Genomic DNA, 18,890 nt, shown 5'->3' on the forward strand with positions numbered 1-18,890 from the left:
GATTTGGGCTTTAGCAAGGCGCTCCGCAAGATGATACGGCAACGCACCAATCCCGGGACGGCCCGGCACATCCTGACCTGCGCGCAAACGATGCGCGGCGGCGGGGTGGAGCGTGCGATGCTGCGGATGGCGCAGGGCTGGATCGACGCCGGGCGACAGGTAACGATGGTGCTCGGAAGCCGCGAGGGGCCGCTCGCCGACGAAATCCCGGTGGGGATGACGGTGATCGAACTGGGCGATGCGCGCTATGCGGCGCTGGGCGCGCTCGCCGCGACGGCGCGGCGCACCGCGCCCGACGTGATTTTCTGCCCCGGCAATCATTATTCGGGGATCGCCGCATTGGCTCGGCTGCGGCTGGGGCGCGGCTGCCCGCCGATCATCGGCAAGGTGTCCAATGCGCTGGTCCGGGCCGAGCTGAGCGCCGGGGCGCAGTGGCGCTATCGGCGCTGGCTGCGGCTCCACCCGTGGTTTCTCGACCATGTCGTCGCGATGACGCCGGCGATGGCGGCGGAGGCGATCGCCGAGATGCACCTGCCGCCCGCGCGAGTGAGCGTGATCGCCAACCCGCCGGCGCTGCCGCGGGAGGGTGCGGCCCCGGTCGCGCTGCCCGAGGGGCGCTATCTGATCGGAGTTGGGAGGCTGGAGCCGCAGAAGCGCTGGGACCGGCTGATCGCCGCGCTGCCGATGCTCGCCGACCGGGACGTGACTCTGCTGATCCTCGGTGAAGGCAGCGCCCGTGCAGCGCTGGAGGCGCAGGTCGCCGCGCTGGGGCTGGGGGCGCGCGTGACGCTGGCCGGGCACGCCGCCGATCCGCTGCCCGCGCTGGCCGGGGCGGCGGTGGCGGTGCTGACTTCGGATTATGAAGGTGTGCCCGGCGTGCTGCGCGAGGCGCTGTCGGTAGGCACGCCGGTGGTGTCGACCGAATCGAGCGTCGCAGTGCGCGAGATCGTGACCGGCGACGCGCTGGGCACCGTGGTGCCGCGCGACGACTCGGCGGCGCTGGTCGCGGCGCTCGACCGCTGGCTGGCGCCCGACGCAGTGCGCCCCGCGCCGGTGGCGCCGGGCGGCGACCCCATCGGCGCCTATCTCGCGCTGTTCGACCGGCTCGCCGCTCAGCGCAGCCGATAGCGGAACCCCAGCCACAGCGTCCTTGGCAGCGCGCGCTCGACGACGCCGGGGCCGCTGATCCCCGCCTCGACGCGCGCATCGGCGAGGTTCTCGGCACGCGCCTCGATCGCCAGCGCCGCGGTGATCGGGAGCGCGGCGGTGGCGTCGAGGGTGAATGCATCGGCGAGGCGGCGGGCGTTCTGGTCGTCCTCGAACTGCGGCCCCGCATAGCGCGCGGTGAGCGAAGCCCCCGCCCCGGCGCGTTGCCAGCCCAGCGTCGCCGATGCCTGGTGCGCGGCGGTCTGGGCGGGGCGCAACCCGTCGAGCGGTGCGGCAGTGCCCGAGGCGTGGACGCGCGAATCGGCATAGGCATAGGAGGCGCTCAGGCTGACCGGGCCGGTGGCATAGCGCGCATCGAACTCGACGCCGCGCGCCTCGACCGAATCGAGATTCTGGCGCTGGCGATACACCCCCGCCGCCGAGACGAAGCCGACGCCCGCGAACGTGCCCGGCCCGCGCGCGATAGTGACATTGGCGATCGCATCGTCGAGCCGGTTCCAATAGCCCGTCGCGCGCAGCGTCAGCGCCTCCAGCGGGCGCCAGTCGATGCCGATCTCGGCCCCGGTCAGCCGCTCGGGATCGAGCGCGGCGTTGGCGCCGGTCGCGTCCGCACCGACGCGGAACGGGCGATAGAGTTCGTTGAGCGTCGGCAGCCGCCAGCCGCGATAGGCCGCGCTGCGCAGCGTGACGCCGCCCAGATCGAGTGCCGCGCCCACGCGCCCGCTAGCCTCCCACCCGTCGCGATTCGCAAAGCGGGCGTTGGTCAGCGCCGCGCCGCCGGTCAGCGCGCGTTCGACCAGACTGCCGCCGGTGATGCTCCAATGATCGACGCGCCCGCCCGCATTGAGCGTCAGCGCGCCTGCCTCCAGGCTGGCATCGGCGAACCCGCCGACGGTGGTGCTCGCCCCGCCTGCCTCGCGGCGGCGCGTCGGGGCGCCGCTGACGAAGGTGTAGAGTTCCTGGGTGCGGCCCTCGACTCGGCGGACATCGCTGCCCAGCCGCAGCGTCACGCCGCCGCCGATCGGCGGGGCCAGCTCGACTCGCCCGCCGATCCCGGTCGAGGGGACGCTATATTGGTCGAGCGACGCCGTCACCGTGTCGCGCGTATCGCTGATGCTGGCAAAGCCGCTCGCAAACTGGCGGGTCTGGAGATAGGCGAGCGCCGACCAGCCCCAGCCGCCGCGCTTGACGATACGCACGCTGGCGTCGGCGCCGTCGCTGGCGACGGGGGTATAGGCGACGCCGCGGTCGCGGCGGTCGGTGAAGCCCGAGACATTGGCCTGAAGCTCAGCCCCCTGCCCCAGGTCGACCACGCCGCGCAGCGCGATGCTGGCCTGTTCATAGGGCGCGGCGCGATCGACGCGCCCGCGATCCTCGGCCACGGTCGGGATGAAGCCGTCGCCGCGCGCATATTGCCCCGCGACCGTGACGAAGCCGCTGCCCAGCGTCGCCGATCCGACCGCGCTGGCATCGACGCTCTCGCGGCTGCCATAGGCGCCGCGAAGCTGGAGCGCGCCCAGATCGTCGGGCCCGCCGCTTTCCAGGTCGATCGTGCCGGCCAGCGCGCCGGGCCCGGCATAGCCGCTGCCCCCGCCGCGCGTGACGCGGATGCGCGCGAGGCGATCGGGGAGATAGGCGGGGAAGGCGACCCAGCCGCCAAACGGGTCCGATTGCGGCACCCCGTCCAGCGTCAGCAGCGCGCGGCTCGAAGCATTGCCGCCGAGCCCGCGCAGCGTCACGCCCTGGCTGGTCGGGTGCGCCGAGCGCGAATCGGAGCGGCGGAACTGGGCGATTCCCGCGGCATCGCGCAGCGCATCCTCCAGCCGCCCGCTGGCCGTAGACGACAGCCGGGCACGGTCGATCGTGACGACGTCATAGGCGGCCTCGCCCGGCGGTGCGTCGAGCCCGCGACCGGTGACGACGATCTCGGCATCCTCGCCCTGCGTCTGCGCCTGGGCAAAGGCCGGGCCGGCGGCGAGCAGCGCCGTACACAGCGCCGCGCGGCGCAGCGCTGCGCCTTCATTCCAGTCTTGCGGCATCATCTTCCCCTGTTGGTCGGTCGCGGTCATCCGCCGCGTTGTGAATCCATCGATGCCGACGCGGTCTCGAGCGTCGCATTCTGGCGGAGGCGCCAGCCGAACCGGCGCGGCGCGTTCCCGTCCTTGCCCGCATTCGCGGCGCGCTCGGCCTCGCTCTCCAGCGCGACCTTGAGCATCGCGACCATCGGATCGGCGAGCGCCAGCCCCATGACGCCGAACAAGGTGCTCGCGAGGATCTGTGCCGACAGCGTCAGCGCCGGGGGCATGTCGACGGTGCGCTTGGCGACCAGCGGCAGCAGGACATAGCCGTCGAAGGTCTGCACCCCGAAATAGATCATGATCGCCCAGAAGCCCTGGTCGGTGCCCGCGCTGAACCCCACCGAGACCATCAGCACGCCGCTGACGAACGCGCCGACATTGGGGATGAACGCCAGCATGCCGGTGAGGATGCCGAGCAGCAGCGCCATCGGCACCCCGGCGAACCACAGCAACACGAAGGTCAGCGCCCCTTCGAACACCATGCCGAGCAGGCGCCCCGCGAGGAGCACGCGCAGCGTCCGCGCCATCCGGCCGAGAGTCAGCGCGAACTGGTCGCGCCCTTCGATCGGGACCATCCATTGCAGCCCGCGCTCGTACAGCCGCGGCTCGATCGCGACGAACAGCCCGATCGCCATCACCATCACCAGGCTGGCCCCCGCGCCGATCACCGAGCCCACCGCCGAGGTCAGCCGCCCGACCGAGCCCAGCGCCTGCTGCAATATCCCGCTCAAGTCCGAACGACCGGGCATGATGCCCAGGCTGGATATCCAGTTCACGACGCGATCGCCCTGCCCCTCCAGCGTGGCGCGGAGTTCGTTGGCCTGCTGGCTGATCTGGACCCCGGTCAGGTAGAAGACGCCGACGATGAAGGCGAGCACGAGGAGGACGACGATCACCAGCCGCAGGCCCCGCGGGATCGGCAGCGCCTTGCCCAGCAGCCGCACGCCCCCGTCCAGCATCGATGCGAAGACCAGCCCGGCAAAGATGATCAGCAGCGGCTGGATCAGCAGCACGACCAGCGCCACGCCGATCGCCAGCCCGAACCACACCGACGCACGGCGCAGCTCGGCGCGCACCACCGGGTCGCGCATCTCGTTGGGGCCGGGTTCGTGGACGACCTGGATGCCTTCGGCCTCGGGCGTGTTGGCGGTCACTGCATGTCCCTTTGCGGATGAAGCGTGGTGCCGGCGCGGCCCGATCGGAAAGACGCGGGCCAGGTCAGCGGGTTCCAGCTCGCGCTGCCGTCGAGCGAAAACGTGATGAATTCGGCGCGGCCGCCGATATTTTCCCACGGCACCGGCCCGCCGAGCCCGTTTTCCGCGACCGAGAATCGGCTGTCGGCGCTGTTGTCGCGATTGTCGCCCATCAGGAAGACGCGGTCGCGCGGCACGCGGATCTCGGCAAAGTCGTCGCCGCGGGTCTGGCCCAGGTCGACGGTGTCGTAGGAGCGCCCATTGGGCAGCGTCTCGCGGAAGATCGGCAGCCGGCACACCAGCCGCCCGCGCACCTGCACCCGGCGCCCCTCATAATGTTCGCGATCGCACTGGCTGTTGGCGTCGACCGGAATGTCGCGCGTGCCCATTGCGCGGCGCGGCACCGCGACGCCGTTCAGATACACCACCCCGCCGCGCACCGCGACGCGATCCCCCGGAAGAGCGATCACGCGCTTGATATAGTCGATGGTCTTGCCCGGCGGCGTGACGATGACGACGTCGCCGCGTTCGGGCAGCCGCCCGAACAGCCGCCCCTTCATGAAGGGCAGCAGATGGAAGGTCGGGGTGACGAAGCTGTAGCCATAGGGATATTTGGTCACGACCAGCCGATCGCCGACGAGCAGCCCCGGCAGCATCGATTCGGAAGGGATGTAGAAAGGCTTGGCGATCAGGCTGTGGAAGCCGAGCACCGCGAGCACGAGCCACACGATCCCGCGCGCCTCGGCCCACCAGTCGGTGCCGCGGTGCGTTTCGGACTCCGCATCGGTGTCGTCATGGGTCAACGCCAATTCATCCGCCGCCGCGGCCATCAATCGTCCTTCCCGATCGGCACTGCCTCGATAATGACCATGGCAAAGGCCCAGGGATGGTCGTCGGTCAACGTCAGATGCACCTTTGCGCGGTGGCCTTCGGGGGTGATGGCGTCAAGCCTGGCCTTGGCGCCGCCCGTCAGTGCCAAGGTCGGCGCGCCGGACGGTGCGTTGACGACACCGATATCCTTCATGAACACGCCTGCCTTGAACCCGGTTCCGACTGCCTTGGAAAAAGCCTCTTTCGCCGCAAAACGCTTTGCCAGCGTCCCCGCCTTGGTGTGCGGGCGCCGCGCCGCCTTGGCGATCTCAACCTCGGTGAAGGCGCGCTGCTCGAAGCGCGTGCCGAACCGGTCGAGCGACGCCTGGATGCGCTCGATATTGCAGAGGTCGGAGCCGGTGCCGAGGATCACGACGGCATTCCTCCCCGGAACGGGGAGGGGGACCATGCGCAGCATGGTGGAGGGGGGGCGCCACAGGGGCGTCGCGCGCGGCACGCCCCCTCCACCACGCCTTCGGCGCGGTCCCCCTCCCCGTTCCGGGGAGGATTGTGTGGGTAGCTCACCGCGCCGAATCCATCAGCGCGCGCATCCGCTCGACCACCGGTGCCAGCCCCTCGAAGATCGCCTCGCCGATCAGGAAATGGCCGATGTTCAGCTCGGCGACCTGCGGGATCGCGGCGATCGGCACGACATTGTCGAAGGTCAGCCCGTGCCCCGCATGCGGCTCCAGCCCCGCCTTCACCGCCAGCGCGGCGGCGTCGGCGATGCGGCGCAGCTCGGCTTCGCGCGCATCCTCGGCAAGCTCGCAATAGCGGCCCGTATGCAGTTCCACCACCGGCGCCCCCAGCCGCAGCGCGGCATCGAGCTGGCGCTCGTCGGGCTCGATGAACAGCGACACGCGGCACCCGGCATCGCGCAGCGCCGAGACCATCGGGGCGAGGTGATTATGCTGTCCCGCGGCGTCGAGCCCGCCTTCGGTCGTGCGCTCCTCGCGCTTTTCGGGGACGATGCACACCGCGTGCGGGCGATGCCTGAGCGCGATCGCCAGCATCTCGTCGGTCGCCGCCATTTCGAGGTTGAGTGGGATCGTCAGCTCGGCGGCCAGCCGCGCGATATCGTCATCGGTGATGTGGCGGCGATCCTCGCGCAGATGCGCGGTGATGCCGTCGGCGCCCGCCTGTGCCGCGAGCAGCGCCGCGCGCACCGGATCGGGATAGCCGCTGCCGCGCGCGTTGCGGACGGTGGCGACGTGATCGATGTTTACGCCGAGGCGGAGTTTCCGACTCATGCCAGCGCCCGGCTGCCGGGCTTGATCGCGGGGATCGCGGCCAGTTCGGGGGGAAGTTGGTCCGCCGGATAGGCGGGAACGTCGAGCTTGAGCAGGCTGACCAGCGGCACACCGATATCCGCCTTGCCGCCCGAACGATCGACGATGCACGCCGCGCCGACCAGTTCGCCCGGATAGCGCCGGATCGCCGCGATGCATTCGCGCGACGACAGCCCGGTGGTGACGATGTCCTCCACCATGACCACGCGCGCGCCCGCGGGGATTTCGAAGCTGCGACGAAGCTGGAATTCGCCGTCCTCGCGCTCGACGAACATCGCGAGGCACCCCAGCGCCCGCGCGGTTTCATAGCCGGGGATGATCCCGCCGATCGCCGGCGAGACGACGATGTCGGCCGGCCCGAACGACTCGCGAATCAGCGCGCCGAGTGCGCCACAGACGCGCCCGGTGCGCACCGGATCCTCGAAGATTCGCATTTTCTGTAGAAATACGGGGGAGCGTAATCCCGACGAAAGGATGAAATGTCCCTCGAGCAAGGCGCCAGCCGCCCGGAACTCCTCAAGAATCTCGTCTCCGGTCAACGCTGCGCTCCCTGGTTTCAACCCGCCGAACCCCTTAGGACTGGCATTGATCGACCGCAACCGCACTCAAAAAGGTGTTGAGAACGGGCTTGGGCCGGGTATACGCCCTTGCCATTGGGGTATTCTTGCCTCGCCTACGGCGCTCTCGCGAACAGGGTGAATACACACGATGCGCATGCTTGGGTTGACTTCGATTGTCCTGGCGGCGGGGCTGGCGTTCGCCGCGCCCGGTCATGCCCAGAATTCCACCGCGCCGGAGGCTCCCGCAGCCGCCGCTGCCACGCCTGCGCCCGCCGCGCCGGCGGTGGCGGACCCGACGCTGGACGAGGCGGGCAAGCCGCTGACGCGCGCGATCCCCGGCATGGGACAGCCGGTGGCCGACGCGATCTCGCTCCAGGATCAGGTGACGCCGACCGGGCGCGAGGCGCACTGGTTCCACAACATGATCCTGCTCCCGCTGATCACGATCATCTCGCTTTTCGTGCTCGCGCTGCTGATCTACGTCATGATCCGCTATCGCCGCGCCGCCAACCCGGTGCCGAGCAAGACCAGCCACAACACGATGATCGAAATCGTGTGGACGCTGGCGCCGGTGCTGATCCTGATCGCGATCGCCGTCCCCTCGATCCGGCTGCTCGCCGCGCAGTTCAAGCCCGCGCCGAAGGAGGCCGTGACGCTGAAGGCGATCGGCAACCAGTGGTTCTGGTCGTATGAATATCCCGACAATGGCGTCACGCTGACCGCGAACATGCTCAAGGAGCAGACCGAAGTCGGCGCGGGCCAGCGCTATCGCACCGATGCCGACGGTCCCCGCCTGCTGGCGACCGACACCCGCGTCGTGCTGCCGTACGGCGTGCCGATCCGGCTCCAGACCACCGCGCAGGACGTGATCCACAGCTGGGCGATGCCCGCCTTCTGGATCAAGCTCGACGCGGTACCCGGCAAGGTCAACGAGACCAGCTTCATCATCGAGAAGCCCGGCCTGTATTTCGGCCAATGCTCCGAACTGTGCGGCGCGCGCCACGCCTATATGCCGATCGCCGTGGAGGCCGTGAGCCCCGCCGCCTTTGCGCAGTGGGTCGCATCGAAGGGCGGCACGATGCCGGGCGCCGAAGCGGCGCCGGCAGCAGCCGAGGCCAACGCGACTGCCGAGACCAACGCCACCGCCGAACCGGCAGCCACCAACGATGCAGCGACCGAGAATGTCGCGGCCGACAACAGCACGGGCAACTGAGATGACCGACACCGCGCTTCCCTATGCCGCGCATGCCGACCATGCGCATGACCATCATGACGCCGATCACAAGCCGGGCTTTTTCGCCCGCTGGTTCATGTCGACCAACCACAAGGACATCGGCACGCTGTACCTGATCTTCGCGATCGTCGCGGGGATCATCGGCGGGGGCATTTCGGGCCTCATGCGCGCCGAACTGATGCATCCGGGCATCCAGTATCTCCCAACCTGGCTGACGATGCTCCACGGGTCGGCGACCTTTGACGAGGCGCTGCACTTCTGGAACGTGCTGATCACCGCGCACGGGCTGATCATGGTCTTCTTCATGGTCATGCCGGCGATGATCGGCGGCTTCGGCAACTGGTTCGTGCCCATCATGATCGGCGCGCCGGACATGGCGTTCCCGCGGATGAACAACATCTCGTTCTGGCTGCTGATCCCCGCCTTCACGTTGCTCCTCGCCTCGCCCTTCGTCGGCGTCGGCGCGGGTACGGGCTGGACGGTCTATGCCCCGCTCTCGACCTATGGCGAGCCCGGGCCTTCGGTGGACATGGCGATCCTGTCGCTCCACCTTGCGGGCGCCAGCTCGATCCTGGGCGCGATCAACTTCATCACGACGATCTTCAACATGCGCGCGCCGGGCATGACGCTGCACAAGATGCCGCTGTTCGTTTGGTCGGTGCTGATCACCGCCTTCCTGCTGCTGCTCGCGCTGCCGGTGCTGGCCGCCGCGATCACGATGCTGCTGACCGACCGTAATTTCGGCACGGCGTTCTACGATCCGGCCTATGGCGGCGATCCGGTGCTGTACCAGCATCTGTTCTGGTTCTTCGGCCATCCCGAAGTGTACATCATGATCCTGCCGGGCTTCGGCATTGTCAGCCACATCATCGCGACGTTCAGCCGCAAGCCGGTGTTCGGCTATCTCGGCATGGCCTATGCCATGGTCGCGATCGGCCTGGTCGGGTTCGTCGTGTGGGCGCACCACATGTTCACCACCGGGCTGTCGGTGCAGGTCAAGATGTACTTCACCGCCGCCACGATGATCATCGCGGTGCCGACGGGGGTCAAGATCTTCTCGTGGATCGCGACGATGTGGGGCGGATCGATCAGCTTCAAGACCCCGATGGTCTGGGCGATCGGCTTCATCTTCATGTTCACCGTCGGCGGCGTGACCGGCGTCGTGCTCGCCAACGGCGGCGTCGACGACTATATGCAGGACACCTACTACGTCGTCGCGCACTTCCACTATGTGCTGTCGCTCGGCGCGGTGTTCTCGCTGTTCGCCGGCTTCTACTACTGGTTCCCCAAGATGACGGGGAAGATGTACAACGAGTTCCTGGGCCAGGTGCATTTCTGGGTGTTCTTCATCGGCGTGAACGTGATGTTCTTCCCGATGCACTTCCTGGGGCTCCAGGGCATGCCGCGCCGCTACCCCGACTATCCCGATGCCTATGCCGGCTGGAACCAGGTCGCCACCTATGGCTACATGATCATGGCGGTGGGCATGGCGGTGTTCTTCGTCAACGTCATCCTGTCGCTGATCGCGGGCCGCAAGGCCGAGGGCAATCCGTGGGGCGAGGGTGCCACGACGCTGGAATGGACGCTGTCCAGCCCGCCGCCGTTCCACCAGTTCGAGACGCTGCCGGTGATCGACGGCGGTTCGCACCACTAAGACGGCCGACCGGCCAGGAGACGCAAAGCCCCGGAGGGAAACCTCCGGGGCTTTTGCTTTTGGGGGGTTTGGACGCGGGGGGCAGGGCAATCGCATTTGGCATCGGGTGAACATAAACGCCGTCATCCCAGCGAAGGCTGGGATCCATTCAGCCACTCCGCTCGAACCAAAAGCCCATACCGAGCACCGAATGGATCCTGACTTTCGTCAGGATGACTCGGTTTTTGCCATATGCGATTGGCCTGGGGGGAGGGCAAAAGAAGAGAGAGGTTCGCCCTCGATCCCGACGGGTGGAGAATCGTACAACCACGGCGTCCCACCGCCACCGACCGCAACTTCGATTTGTTTTCGATCGCGCGCGTGCGATGCTCCCGAATGTCGCGCCGGCTCGTTGAGGCAAGCGAATCGGCGTATCGGATTTCGGGGGCGATAATGAATAATTGGCCATATGCAGGCTGGGCGCGCGCGGGCTGGGATGCCTGGGCGCTCGGCGTGGAGGCATCGGCGGTGATCGGGCTGCGAGTCGCCAAGATGGCGGCGGGCGGCCCCGGCGTCGGCAGCGAGGCCTATCTGATGGTCTCCGAAAAGATGCTGTCGGCGCTCGAGCTCCAATCGGCGCTGGTCACGGGGCGATTGGGCGACTCGCCGCTCGCGGGCACCAACAAGGTGCTTCGCCACTATCGCCGCAAGGTGAAGGCGAATCGCAAGCGGCTGGGGTGAGCAAGCCGGGGAAAGGCGGGCCTTTCCCCGCGCGCCACGCGCGCCTATAGCGCCAACAGCCATGTCCACCGCAGCCACCCTTTCGCCCGCCCTGCCCGCCGACTGGCGCGACTTCCTGGCGCTGACCAAGCCGCGGGTGATGACGCTGGTGGTCTTTACGGGGCTATGCGGGATGCTGGCGGCGCCGGTGCCGATCCATCCGGTACTGGGGTTCACCGCGATCCTGTGCATCGCGCTGGGCGCGGGCGCGGCAGGAGCGCTCAACCAATGGTATGAGGCCGATCTGGACGCCAAGATGCGGCGGACCGAGCGGCGGCCGCTGCCCGCCGGGCGGATGGACCGCCAGTCGGCGCTCCATTTCGGCGTGGGGCTGGCGGGGTTCAGCCTTGCGCTGATGTATTTCGCGATCAACCTGACGGCGACGCTGATCCTCGCGGTGTCGATCCTCTTCTATGTGTTCGTCTACACGATCTGGCTCAAGCGCCGGACGCCGCAGAACATCGTCATCGGCGGCGCCGCCGGGGCGTTTCCGCCGCTGATCGGCTGGGCGGCGGCGACGGGCGACATCGCGACGTTGCCGGTGCTGCTGTTCCTGCTCATCTTCCTATGGACGCCGCCGCATTTCTGGGCGCTCGCGCTGTTCGTGAAGATCGATTACGCCAATGCCGGGGTGCCGATGCTCCCGGTGGTGTCGGGCGAGCGGGTGACGCGGAACCAGATCGGGCTGTACACGCTGCCGATGGTCGCCGCGGCGATCGCACCGTGGCCGCTGGGGCTGGCGGGGCCGCTCTATGGCTGGGCGTCGGTGGCGCTCAACGCGGCGTTCCTGCTGCTCGTCGCGCAGGTGACGTTCCGCAATTCGGCGCCGGGCGACGCGATGCTGCCCGAGAAGCGGCTGTTCAAATATTCGATCCTCTATCTCTTCGTGATCTTTGGGGCGCTCGTCGCCGACAGGTGGTTTGCATGACCGAGAATGATTCGAACCTCGAGGCGATTCGCGGCCGCCAAAATTCGCGCGCGCGGATCATGGCGCTGCTGCTCGGCGCGTTCGTGGTGCTCGTGTTCGCGATCTCGATCGTCAAGATCAAGCTGGGGCATCCGGGATGACGCGCAACCTGCGGACCGCATTGCTCGCCGGGATCGGCGTGTGCACGATGACCGGAGTCGGCTTTGCCAGCGTGCCGCTGTACCGGATGTTCTGCGAGGCCACCGGGCTGAACGGCACCACCCAGCGCGGCACCCGCGCGCCGGGCACGACGGGGCAGAAGATCACGGTCGCGTTCGACAGCAATGTCAGCAACAAGCTCAACTGGAAATTCGCCCCCGAGCGCCGCAGCGACACAATCGACATTGGCGGGCGCGACATGGCGTTCTTCACTGCGACGAACCTGGCCGACAAGCCGGTCAGCGGCACCGCGACGTTCAACGTCACGCCGACGACCGCGGGCAAATACTTCACCAAAATCCAATGCTTCTGCTTCACCCAGCAGACGCTGGCGCCGGGCGAGACCGTGCGGATGCCGGTGATCTTCTATGTCGATCCCAAGATCCTGGACGATCCCGACGCGCGCGACATTCAGGAGATCACGCTCTCCTACACCTTCTATCCGTCCGACACGCCCAAGACCACGGGCTGACCCCGGCCCCTACGGCGCATTACGACCGTTGCGGGAAGCGGATTCGCATCCTAAAGCATTGCCAAACAGCAACAGGGACGAGCCGATGGCCGGAGCCAAGAACCATCAATATCACATCCTGCCGCCCAGCATCTGGCCGCTGTTCGGCTCGATGGCGGCACTGGTGCTTGCCGCGGGCGGCATCATGTGGATGCACAATATGCCGGCCGCGAACCTGGTATTCTATGCGGGCGTTGCGGGCATCCTGATCACCTTTTTCGGCTGGTGGTCGGACGTCATCAAGGAGGCGCATGCCGGCGATCACACGCCCGTCGTGCAGCTCCACCTTCGCTATGGCATGATCCTGTTCATCGCTTCCGAAGTCATGTTCTTCGTTGGCTGGTTCTGGGCGTGGTTCGATTTCGCGCTGTTCCCCTCGACGGTCGAGGCAGTCGGCGGCACCTGGCCTCCGAAGGGGATGGAAGTCCTCAACGCGTGGCAGTTCCCGCTGCTCAACACGCTGATCCTGCTGCTTTCGGGCTGCACGGTCACCTGGGCGCATCACGGGCTGCTCCACAACGAGCGCGGCGGCGCGATGAAAGGGCTGTGGGGCCTGATCGGCGTCGGCGAGAATGACAGCGTCAAGAAGGGGCTGTGGCTCACGGTGATCCTGGGCCTGTTGTTCAGCAGCCTCCAGGCCTATGAGTATATGGAGGCCCCCTTCCCGTTCAAGGCGGCGAGCGACGGCGGCAGCAGCTATGGCGGCGCCTTCTTCATGGCGACCGGGTTCCACGGCTTCCACGTCATCGTCGGCACGATCTTCCTGATCGTGAACCTCGTGCGCGTGTATCGCGGCCACTTCACCCCGCGCCAGCATTTCGGCTTCGAAGCCGCCGCCTGGTACTGGCATTTCGTCGACGTGGTGTGGCTGTTCCTCTTCGCGTCGATCTATGTCTGGGGTGGCTGGGGCGCGCCCGTCCACGCGGGCTGACGTGACCGGACAACCGAACGACGAAATGGGGGGAGGCAGCGCCACGCTGCCTCCCCCTGCTTATTCCGGGCTCTATGGCTGCTGCCCGCGCTGCGGCGCCAAGACGCTGTTCAAGCGATACGCCACCTTTGCCGATCGCTGCCCGAAGTGTGGGCTCGACTTTACCGAGTTCAATGTCGGCGACGGGCCGGTGGTGTTCCTGACGCTGGGGATCGGTGCGCTGATCACGGTGCTGGCGCTGTGGGTCGAGTTCACCTTCGAGCCGGGGGTGCTGGTCCATGTCCTGCTATGGGTGCCGATCACGCTGGCGCTGACGATCGTGATGCTGCGCTTCTCCAAGGGGCTGTTGCTTGCGCTGGAATTCCGCAATCGCGCGGGCGAAGGCCGGATCAAGGATTAGCCCCGTCATGCCGCGTTTCCCGCTGCTCCCGACCGCGATCGTCGGGCTGGCCATCGCCGCGATGATCGCGCTGGGCGTGTGGCAGCTCGATCGCCGCGCGGAGAAGCACGCGGCGCTGGCGCAGTTCGCCGCCAATCTCGGCAAGCCGATGATGCCGTTCCCGCACGGACCCATCGGCGACGCCAACCTTTTCCGCCGCGCGAGCGCGATGTGTCCGCAGCCGAGCGGCTGGATCAAGCAGGGGGGGCGTTCGGCGAAGGGCACCAACGGCTGGCGCCACATCGCGCAGTGCGGGGCGCAGGCGGGCGAGCCGGCGCTGCTGGTCGACATGGGGGTGACCCCCGATCCCAAGTTCGAGGCGCAGTGGCCGGGCGGCGCGGTGACCGGCACGATCACCCATGCCCCCAACCATACCCCGCTGATCGCCGCGATGTTCGGCAAGGCGGCGCCCAAGACGCTGATGCTGGTATCCGACACCGCCGCGCCGGGGCTGGAACCCAGCGCAAAGCCCGATCTGTCTAGCGTGCCGAACAACCATCTGGCTTATGCGGTGCAGTGGTTCCTGTTCGCGGGGGTGGCGGGGATCATCTATGTGCTGGCGCTGCGCCTGCGGGCCAAGCGGGGCTCCGCCTAGCTCCGCTCGGCTGCTTCGAACGCGGCGCGCTGGGCTTCGAACGCGCGGACGAACGCGGGCCGTGCCTCGCCCCGCGCGACATAGCCGGCGAGCGGCGGCACCGCCTCCAGCAAGCCCGAGCCGTGCAGCCGGCGCAGCACCGCCACCATCAGCAGATCGCCCGCGCTGAAATCGCCCTCCAGCCAGTCGCGCCCGCCCAGCCACTGCGCGAGCTCGCCCAGTCGCTTGCGCACGCGATCGGCGAGCAGCACCAGCCGTTCGGCGTGCCAGCTTCGGTCGCGTTCGGTGAGCAATGCCATGCTGCGTTCGACGATCGGCGGTTCCACCGTCGCCTGCGCCGCGAACATCCAGGCGATGGCCCGCGCGCGCGCCGGGTCCGCGACGGGCAGCAGCCCGGCATGCCGCGTCGCGATGTGGAACACGATCGCGCCCGATTCGAAGAGCGCGGCGTCCTCGCCCTCATAGGTCGGGATCTGGCCGAAGGGGTGCAGCGCAAGGTGCGCCGGTTCGCGGAGCTGCGCGAACGACAGCCCGCGCGTGGCATAGGGCTGGCCGACTTCCTCCAGCGCCCAGCGCACCGCCATGTCGCGCGCCAGTCCCCTGCCCCGATCGGGCGAGCGCGCAAAGACAGTGATGACAGGTCCCATGGCGGCCCCTCCCTCTGCGCTCAGGATGCGCCAGCGGGCCGCGGCGTCAAGCGCGCAGCCACGCCGCCTAAAGATCACCTGTCTTGCTGCCCCGCTCCGCCAGCGCTAACGCCCCCCGATGCGCTACCACAGCACCCGCGGCGACGCGCCCGTTCTGGGCTTTCGTGATGTAACCCTGGCCGGACTCGCCAGCGATGGCGGGCTGTATGTCCCCGAGCGCTGGCCGTCCTTCTCTACCGAGCAGATCGCGGCGATGCGCGGCCTCAGCTATGCCGAGACGGCGGTGCAGGTAATGCTCCCCTTCGTCGGCGACGACCTGACCGAGGCCGAGCTGCGGGCGCTGTGCACGCAGGCCTATGACCGGTTCGCGCATGCCGCCGTCACCCCGCTCGTCCAGCTCGATGCGCAGAACTGGCTGCTCGAGCTGTTCCATGGGCCGACGCTGGCGTTCAAGGACGTGGCGCTGCAGCTTCTGGGGCTGCTTTTCGAGAAATTCCTGGTGGGCAGCGATGCGCCGCTGACGATCGTCGGCGCGACGTCGGGCGATACCGGCAGCGCGGCGATCGACGCGGTTGCGGGGCGGCACGGGGTCGACATCTTCATGCTCCATCCCAAGGGCCGCGTGTCCGAGGTCCAGCGCCGCCAGATGACCACGGTGCTCGCGCCCAACGTCCATAATATCGCGATCGAGGGCAGCTTCGACGATGCGCAGGCGCTGGTGAAGGCGATGTTCAACGACGCCGACTTCTCGGGGCGCTTCCGGCTGAGCGCGGTCAATTCGATCAACTGGGCGCGGCTGATGGCGCAGGTGGTCTATTATTTCTACGCCGCCGTCCGGCTGGGCGGGCCCGAGCGGCCGGTGGCGTTTGCGGTCCCCACCGGCAATTTCGGCGATGTGTTCGCGGGCTATGTCGCCGCGAAAATGGGGCTGCCGATCGCGAAGCTGATCGTCGCGACCAATGTGAACGACATCCTCCACCGCGCGCTGTCGAGCGGCGATTACTCGACCGGGATCGTCACGCCGACCGCCGCGCCGTCGATGGACATCCAGGTCAGCTCGAATTTCGAGCGGCTGCTCGCCGATCTGGCGGGTGGACCGATCGCCGAGCAGATGCGCGGGTTCGAGGCGAGCAAGGCGATGCGGCTCACCAACGCGCAGCAACAGGGCGCCGCCGCGCTGTTCGTCAGCGACCGAGTCGAGCCCGACGATATGAACGAGGCGATGCGCTGGGCCTATGCCGAGACGGGCGAAGTGATCGACCCGCACAGCGCGATCGGGCTGGCGGCGGCGCGGCGTGCCGGGCTGCCCGCCGACGTGCCGATCGTGACGCTGGCGACCGCGCACCCCGCCAAGTTCGCCGACGCAGTCGAGCGTGCGACCGGCAACCGCCCGCATATCCCGGCGCGGCTGGGCGACCTGCACGAGCGGCAGGAGCGGTATGACGTGCTGCCCGCCTCGTTCGTGGCGATCGTTGCCTATATCGCCGAGCGCGCCAAGCCGCGGCCATGAAGCTGGGCATCCTCACCGGCGAGCCCTGGGGCGATTACGGACTGGTCGATAGCGGGCATGGCCGCAAGCTCGAACGCTATGGCGCATATCAGTTCATCCGCCCCGAGCCACAGGCGATGTGGGCGCCCGCCTCGCCGGACTGGGACGCGCATGGCGAATTCGTCCCCGCCCCCGATGACGAGGGCGGCGGGCGATGGGTGTTCCACAAGCCGACCCCGCGCGAGGGCTGGCCGCTGGCATGGGAGGAAGTGCGCTTCACTGCGCAGACCACGCCGTTCCGCCATCTGGGCTTCTTTCCCGACATGGCGCCGGTGTGGCGCTGGATGCGCGGGCAGATCGCCGGGATGGACGCGCCCGAGTGCATGAACCTGTTCGGCTATACCGGCGTCGGCACGCTGGCGCTGGCGGCGGCGGGCGCGCGGATGACGCATGTCGATGCGTCGAAGAAATCGGTCGCCGAGGGCAAGGCCAATGCCGCGCTGTCGCGGATGGAGGACAAGCCCATCCGCTGGATGATCGACGACGCGATGAAGTTCACTGCGCGCGAGGGGCGGCGCGGGCGGCGCTATGACGGGATCATCCTCGATCCGCCCAAATGGGGGCGCGGGCCGAACGGCGAAGTGTGGAAGCTGGAGGAAGGGCTGCCGGGGCTGATCGCCGATTGCCGGACGCTGCTGGATGCCGATTCGCGCTTCCTGTTCCTGACGGTCTATGCGGTGCGGATGTCGGCGCTGGCGATCGGCGAGCTGGTGCGCCAGCATTTCGCCGACCTGGGCGGGACGGTGGAATGCGGCGAGCTGACCGTGCGCGAGGAAGCGCGCGGGCTGATGCTGCCGACCGCGATCTATGCACGGTGGAGCAGGGATTGAGCGGGCTGTTCGCGTTCCTGGCGACGGGCATCGCCGACACCGCCGAGGGCCGCCGTCCGGGCGCGCGCTACGCGATGCTGGTCTATGTGACCGCAGCGGATTTCGAAGCGGCACAGCGCCGCGCGGCAGGGGTGGCGATCGGCGCCGGGTGGATGCTGGTGCGGCTGGAAAAGGGGAAACCGATCGCCGCGAACGAGGCGAGTGGCGACCCGGTGCTCGACGCAGCGGCGCAGACCGCGATCGAGGACGGGTCGGCGCTGGTGGTCTATGGGGATGAATTGCCGCCGGCGGCTTGAGGGCTCAAAAGAAGATAGGGGTTCGCGCAGAGGCGCGGAGGCGCAGAAAAGGGTTTTTGCACGCGAAAGCGCAGTGGGCCGCAACGGATTTACACGCCCAACGTAACGTCGCAGGTTCGGCGGTCCATGCCCTATGATTCACCCGGTCTGCCCGTGGTGCGCCAGTGAGCGCGCTACCCGTCGCCCCAAGGCGCACCGCCCTGCTCGGCACCCTTGCGTTCGCGTTGGGTTCGTGCGGCGCGCCGCCACAGGCCACGATTCCGACGACTCTGTCTGCTGAGAACCTTGTAATCAACGTTGGAGGGTTCCCGACGCGATCCGGCGCGTCCCGAGTCGGCGCCACTTGCTACACGCCAGGCGGAGACGAAGCAGCGCGCCAGTGCGGCACGCTGGATATAAGGCTCGACCTTATCGGCATTCTCAATCCCGATCACGTCGGTTTGCCGGGATTTGGTGAAGAGTCACCGCCGATCGCCGATGCCGTTGCCGCCTATAATCGCGTGCTAGCCGACCTGCACAAGTCTGCCCCTGCGGATTTTACAGGCGCGCTTGCCAGCGCCCGAAGTACAATCCGACACCATCTCGTTTCCGTCTGCACCATCGAAGCGCGTCGCTTTCGCGGCGAGAACGATCGTATAACAGTCGAACTGTTTGTGCTGTATGCGTGGATCGGCTTTCGCCAATCGCTGATCGACGGTGGGGAGCAAGCGGTCCTATGGGAGGATGTCATCGCCCTGCCGTGCTTTGAGCGGACAAGGAATTTCCTGTTCGGTGCCTCTCCCGGCTTTTTGAGCAAAGCGACGGGATCGTTCTACGCGTTCCCTTCGTATTTCGCGCGCGCCCTGGCGGCCCATTTTCACGCAAAGCGTCAGGAGTCGCTGGCGGATGCATTTTGGTATCGCGCCGAACTGGGGGACGCCGACGATCGCAAGGTTAGCTGCATCGTAGGCCCGCTCGCCAGCCAATATCCGAGCCCGCGTATGGCGTTGCCGGAGCTTTGGGGAATTTGTGCCGTCAATGCGGCGCGTGGGCAATCCTGCCTTGCGACACTCCGATCCTGTGGCGGCCCTGCCACGCCGCCGCCATGGACAAAATCCCCGTAACGAGAACGCGACGTTGACGGCGCGAGGCCCGCCTCTTCTCTGCGCCTCCGCGCCTCTGC

The 18,890-nt window shown here is 67.9% G+C and carries 21 protein-coding genes; 14 read left to right on the forward strand and 7 right to left on the reverse strand.

The window, feature by feature from the left end:
- Positions 1 to 30 precede the first annotated feature (30 nt).
- A complete protein-coding gene (locus TS85_RS16800) occupies positions 31 to 1,128 on the forward strand; it encodes a glycosyltransferase (RefSeq protein ID WP_044336482.1) in 1,098 nt (365 codons plus the stop codon).
- Here TS85_RS16800 and TS85_RS16805 read toward each other — a convergent pair.
- The 6 genes from TS85_RS16805 to pyrE all read right to left on the reverse strand — a co-directional run bounded on the left by TS85_RS16805 (position 1,113) and on the right by pyrE (position 7,136).
- On the reverse strand, positions 1,113 to 3,206 hold the full coding sequence (locus TS85_RS16805; protein ID WP_155006606.1) for a TonB-dependent receptor: 2,094 nt from the start codon (positions 3,204 to 3,206) through the stop codon (positions 1,113 to 1,115). The two genes, TS85_RS16800 and TS85_RS16805, sit on opposite strands and share 16 nt — an antisense overlap.
- Positions 3,207 to 3,232: 26 nt before the next feature.
- Positions 3,233 to 4,336: an AI-2E family transporter gene (locus tag TS85_RS16810; protein ID WP_077228865.1), complete on the reverse strand. Its 1,104-nt coding sequence runs from the start codon at positions 4,334 to 4,336 to the stop codon at positions 3,233 to 3,235.
- Between the two features lie 59 nt (positions 4,337 to 4,395).
- Positions 4,396 to 5,268: a signal peptidase I gene (gene lepB, locus TS85_RS16815; protein ID WP_044333788.1), complete on the reverse strand. Its 873-nt coding sequence runs from the start codon at positions 5,266 to 5,268 to the stop codon at positions 4,396 to 4,398.
- Complete coding sequence (gene acpS, locus TS85_RS16820; RefSeq protein WP_044333789.1) at positions 5,268 to 5,681, reverse strand: holo-ACP synthase; 414 nt, start codon at positions 5,679 to 5,681, stop codon at positions 5,268 to 5,270. The genes lepB and acpS overlap by 1 nt, the downstream gene beginning before the upstream one ends.
- 148 nt (positions 5,682 to 5,829) lie before the next feature.
- A complete protein-coding gene (locus TS85_RS16825; protein WP_044333790.1) occupies positions 5,830 to 6,558 on the reverse strand; it encodes a pyridoxine 5'-phosphate synthase in 729 nt (242 codons plus the stop codon).
- A complete protein-coding gene (pyrE, locus tag TS85_RS16830; RefSeq protein WP_044333791.1) occupies positions 6,555 to 7,136 on the reverse strand; it encodes an orotate phosphoribosyltransferase in 582 nt (193 codons plus the stop codon). Before pyrE ends, TS85_RS16825 begins: the two co-directional genes overlap by 4 nt.
- A 169-nt stretch (positions 7,137 to 7,305) precedes the next feature.
- Between pyrE and coxB the strand changes: the two genes are divergently transcribed.
- The 9 genes from coxB to TS85_RS16870 all read left to right on the forward strand — a co-directional run bounded on the left by coxB (position 7,306) and on the right by TS85_RS16870 (position 14,406).
- Positions 7,306 to 8,370 (forward strand): cytochrome c oxidase subunit II, encoded by a 1,065-nt coding sequence (gene coxB / locus TS85_RS16835; protein ID WP_044333792.1) that lies wholly within the window; start codon positions 7,306 to 7,308, stop codon positions 8,368 to 8,370.
- A 1-nt stretch (position 8,371) separates the two neighbouring features.
- A complete protein-coding gene (ctaD, locus tag TS85_RS16840) occupies positions 8,372 to 10,045 on the forward strand; it encodes a cytochrome c oxidase subunit I (protein ID WP_044333793.1) in 1,674 nt (557 codons plus the stop codon).
- A gap of 432 nt (positions 10,046 to 10,477) precedes the next feature.
- Positions 10,478 to 10,765: a hypothetical protein gene (locus TS85_RS16845; protein WP_044336487.1), complete on the forward strand. Its 288-nt coding sequence runs from the start codon at positions 10,478 to 10,480 to the stop codon at positions 10,763 to 10,765.
- A 61-nt stretch (positions 10,766 to 10,826) separates the two neighbouring features.
- Positions 10,827 to 11,732 (forward strand): heme o synthase, encoded by a 906-nt coding sequence (locus tag TS85_RS16850; protein WP_044333794.1) that lies wholly within the window; start codon positions 10,827 to 10,829, stop codon positions 11,730 to 11,732.
- Entirely contained in the window at positions 11,729 to 11,872 is a 144-nt protein-coding gene (locus TS85_RS25880) for a hypothetical protein (RefSeq protein ID WP_173426241.1), read from the forward strand. Before TS85_RS16850 ends, TS85_RS25880 begins: the two co-directional genes overlap by 4 nt.
- On the forward strand, positions 11,869 to 12,402 hold the full coding sequence (locus tag TS85_RS16855) for a cytochrome c oxidase assembly protein (RefSeq protein WP_044333796.1): 534 nt from the start codon (positions 11,869 to 11,871) through the stop codon (positions 12,400 to 12,402). The genes TS85_RS25880 and TS85_RS16855 overlap by 4 nt, the downstream gene beginning before the upstream one ends.
- A gap of 85 nt (positions 12,403 to 12,487) precedes the next feature.
- Positions 12,488 to 13,372 carry a cytochrome c oxidase subunit 3 gene (locus tag TS85_RS16860; RefSeq protein ID WP_044333798.1) on the forward strand — a complete coding sequence of 295 codons (885 nt, stop codon included), beginning with the start codon at positions 12,488 to 12,490 and terminating at the stop codon, positions 13,370 to 13,372.
- 25 nt (positions 13,373 to 13,397) lie between these two features.
- Positions 13,398 to 13,772, forward strand: coding sequence for a DUF983 domain-containing protein (locus TS85_RS16865; protein WP_044333799.1), 375 nt, complete (start codon positions 13,398 to 13,400; stop codon positions 13,770 to 13,772).
- A gap of 7 nt (positions 13,773 to 13,779) precedes the next feature.
- Positions 13,780 to 14,406: an SURF1 family protein gene (locus TS85_RS16870; protein ID WP_044333800.1), complete on the forward strand. Its 627-nt coding sequence runs from the start codon at positions 13,780 to 13,782 to the stop codon at positions 14,404 to 14,406.
- Here TS85_RS16870 and TS85_RS16875 read toward each other — a convergent pair.
- The gene (locus TS85_RS16875) at positions 14,403 to 15,053 is read right to left on the reverse strand and encodes a glutathione S-transferase family protein (RefSeq protein WP_044333801.1); all 651 of its coding nucleotides are present in this window, start codon (positions 15,051 to 15,053) and stop codon (positions 14,403 to 14,405) included. The genes TS85_RS16870 and TS85_RS16875 overlap by 4 nt on opposite strands.
- A 118-nt stretch (positions 15,054 to 15,171) precedes the next feature.
- Here TS85_RS16875 and thrC point away from each other — a divergent pair, with 118 nt between their 5' ends.
- From thrC to TS85_RS25525, 4 genes are all read left to right on the forward strand, one after another.
- Entirely contained in the window at positions 15,172 to 16,563 is a 1,392-nt protein-coding gene (gene thrC / locus TS85_RS16880; RefSeq protein WP_044333803.1) for a threonine synthase, read from the forward strand.
- Positions 16,560 to 17,432 carry a class I SAM-dependent methyltransferase gene (locus tag TS85_RS16885; RefSeq protein WP_044333804.1) on the forward strand — a complete coding sequence of 291 codons (873 nt, stop codon included), beginning with the start codon at positions 16,560 to 16,562 and terminating at the stop codon, positions 17,430 to 17,432. The genes thrC and TS85_RS16885 overlap by 4 nt, the downstream gene beginning before the upstream one ends.
- A complete protein-coding gene (locus TS85_RS16890) occupies positions 17,417 to 17,728 on the forward strand; it encodes a hypothetical protein (protein ID WP_155006457.1) in 312 nt (103 codons plus the stop codon). The genes TS85_RS16885 and TS85_RS16890 overlap by 16 nt, the downstream gene beginning before the upstream one ends.
- 164 nt (positions 17,729 to 17,892) lie before the next feature.
- The gene (locus TS85_RS25525; RefSeq protein ID WP_155006458.1) at positions 17,893 to 18,831 is read left to right on the forward strand and encodes a hypothetical protein; all 939 of its coding nucleotides are present in this window, start codon (positions 17,893 to 17,895) and stop codon (positions 18,829 to 18,831) included.
- Positions 18,832 to 18,890: the final 59 nt, after the last annotated feature.

Source organism: Sphingomonas hengshuiensis, from assembly GCF_000935025.1.
Lineage (GTDB): Bacteria > Pseudomonadota > Alphaproteobacteria > Sphingomonadales > Sphingomonadaceae > Sphingomonas > Sphingomonas hengshuiensis.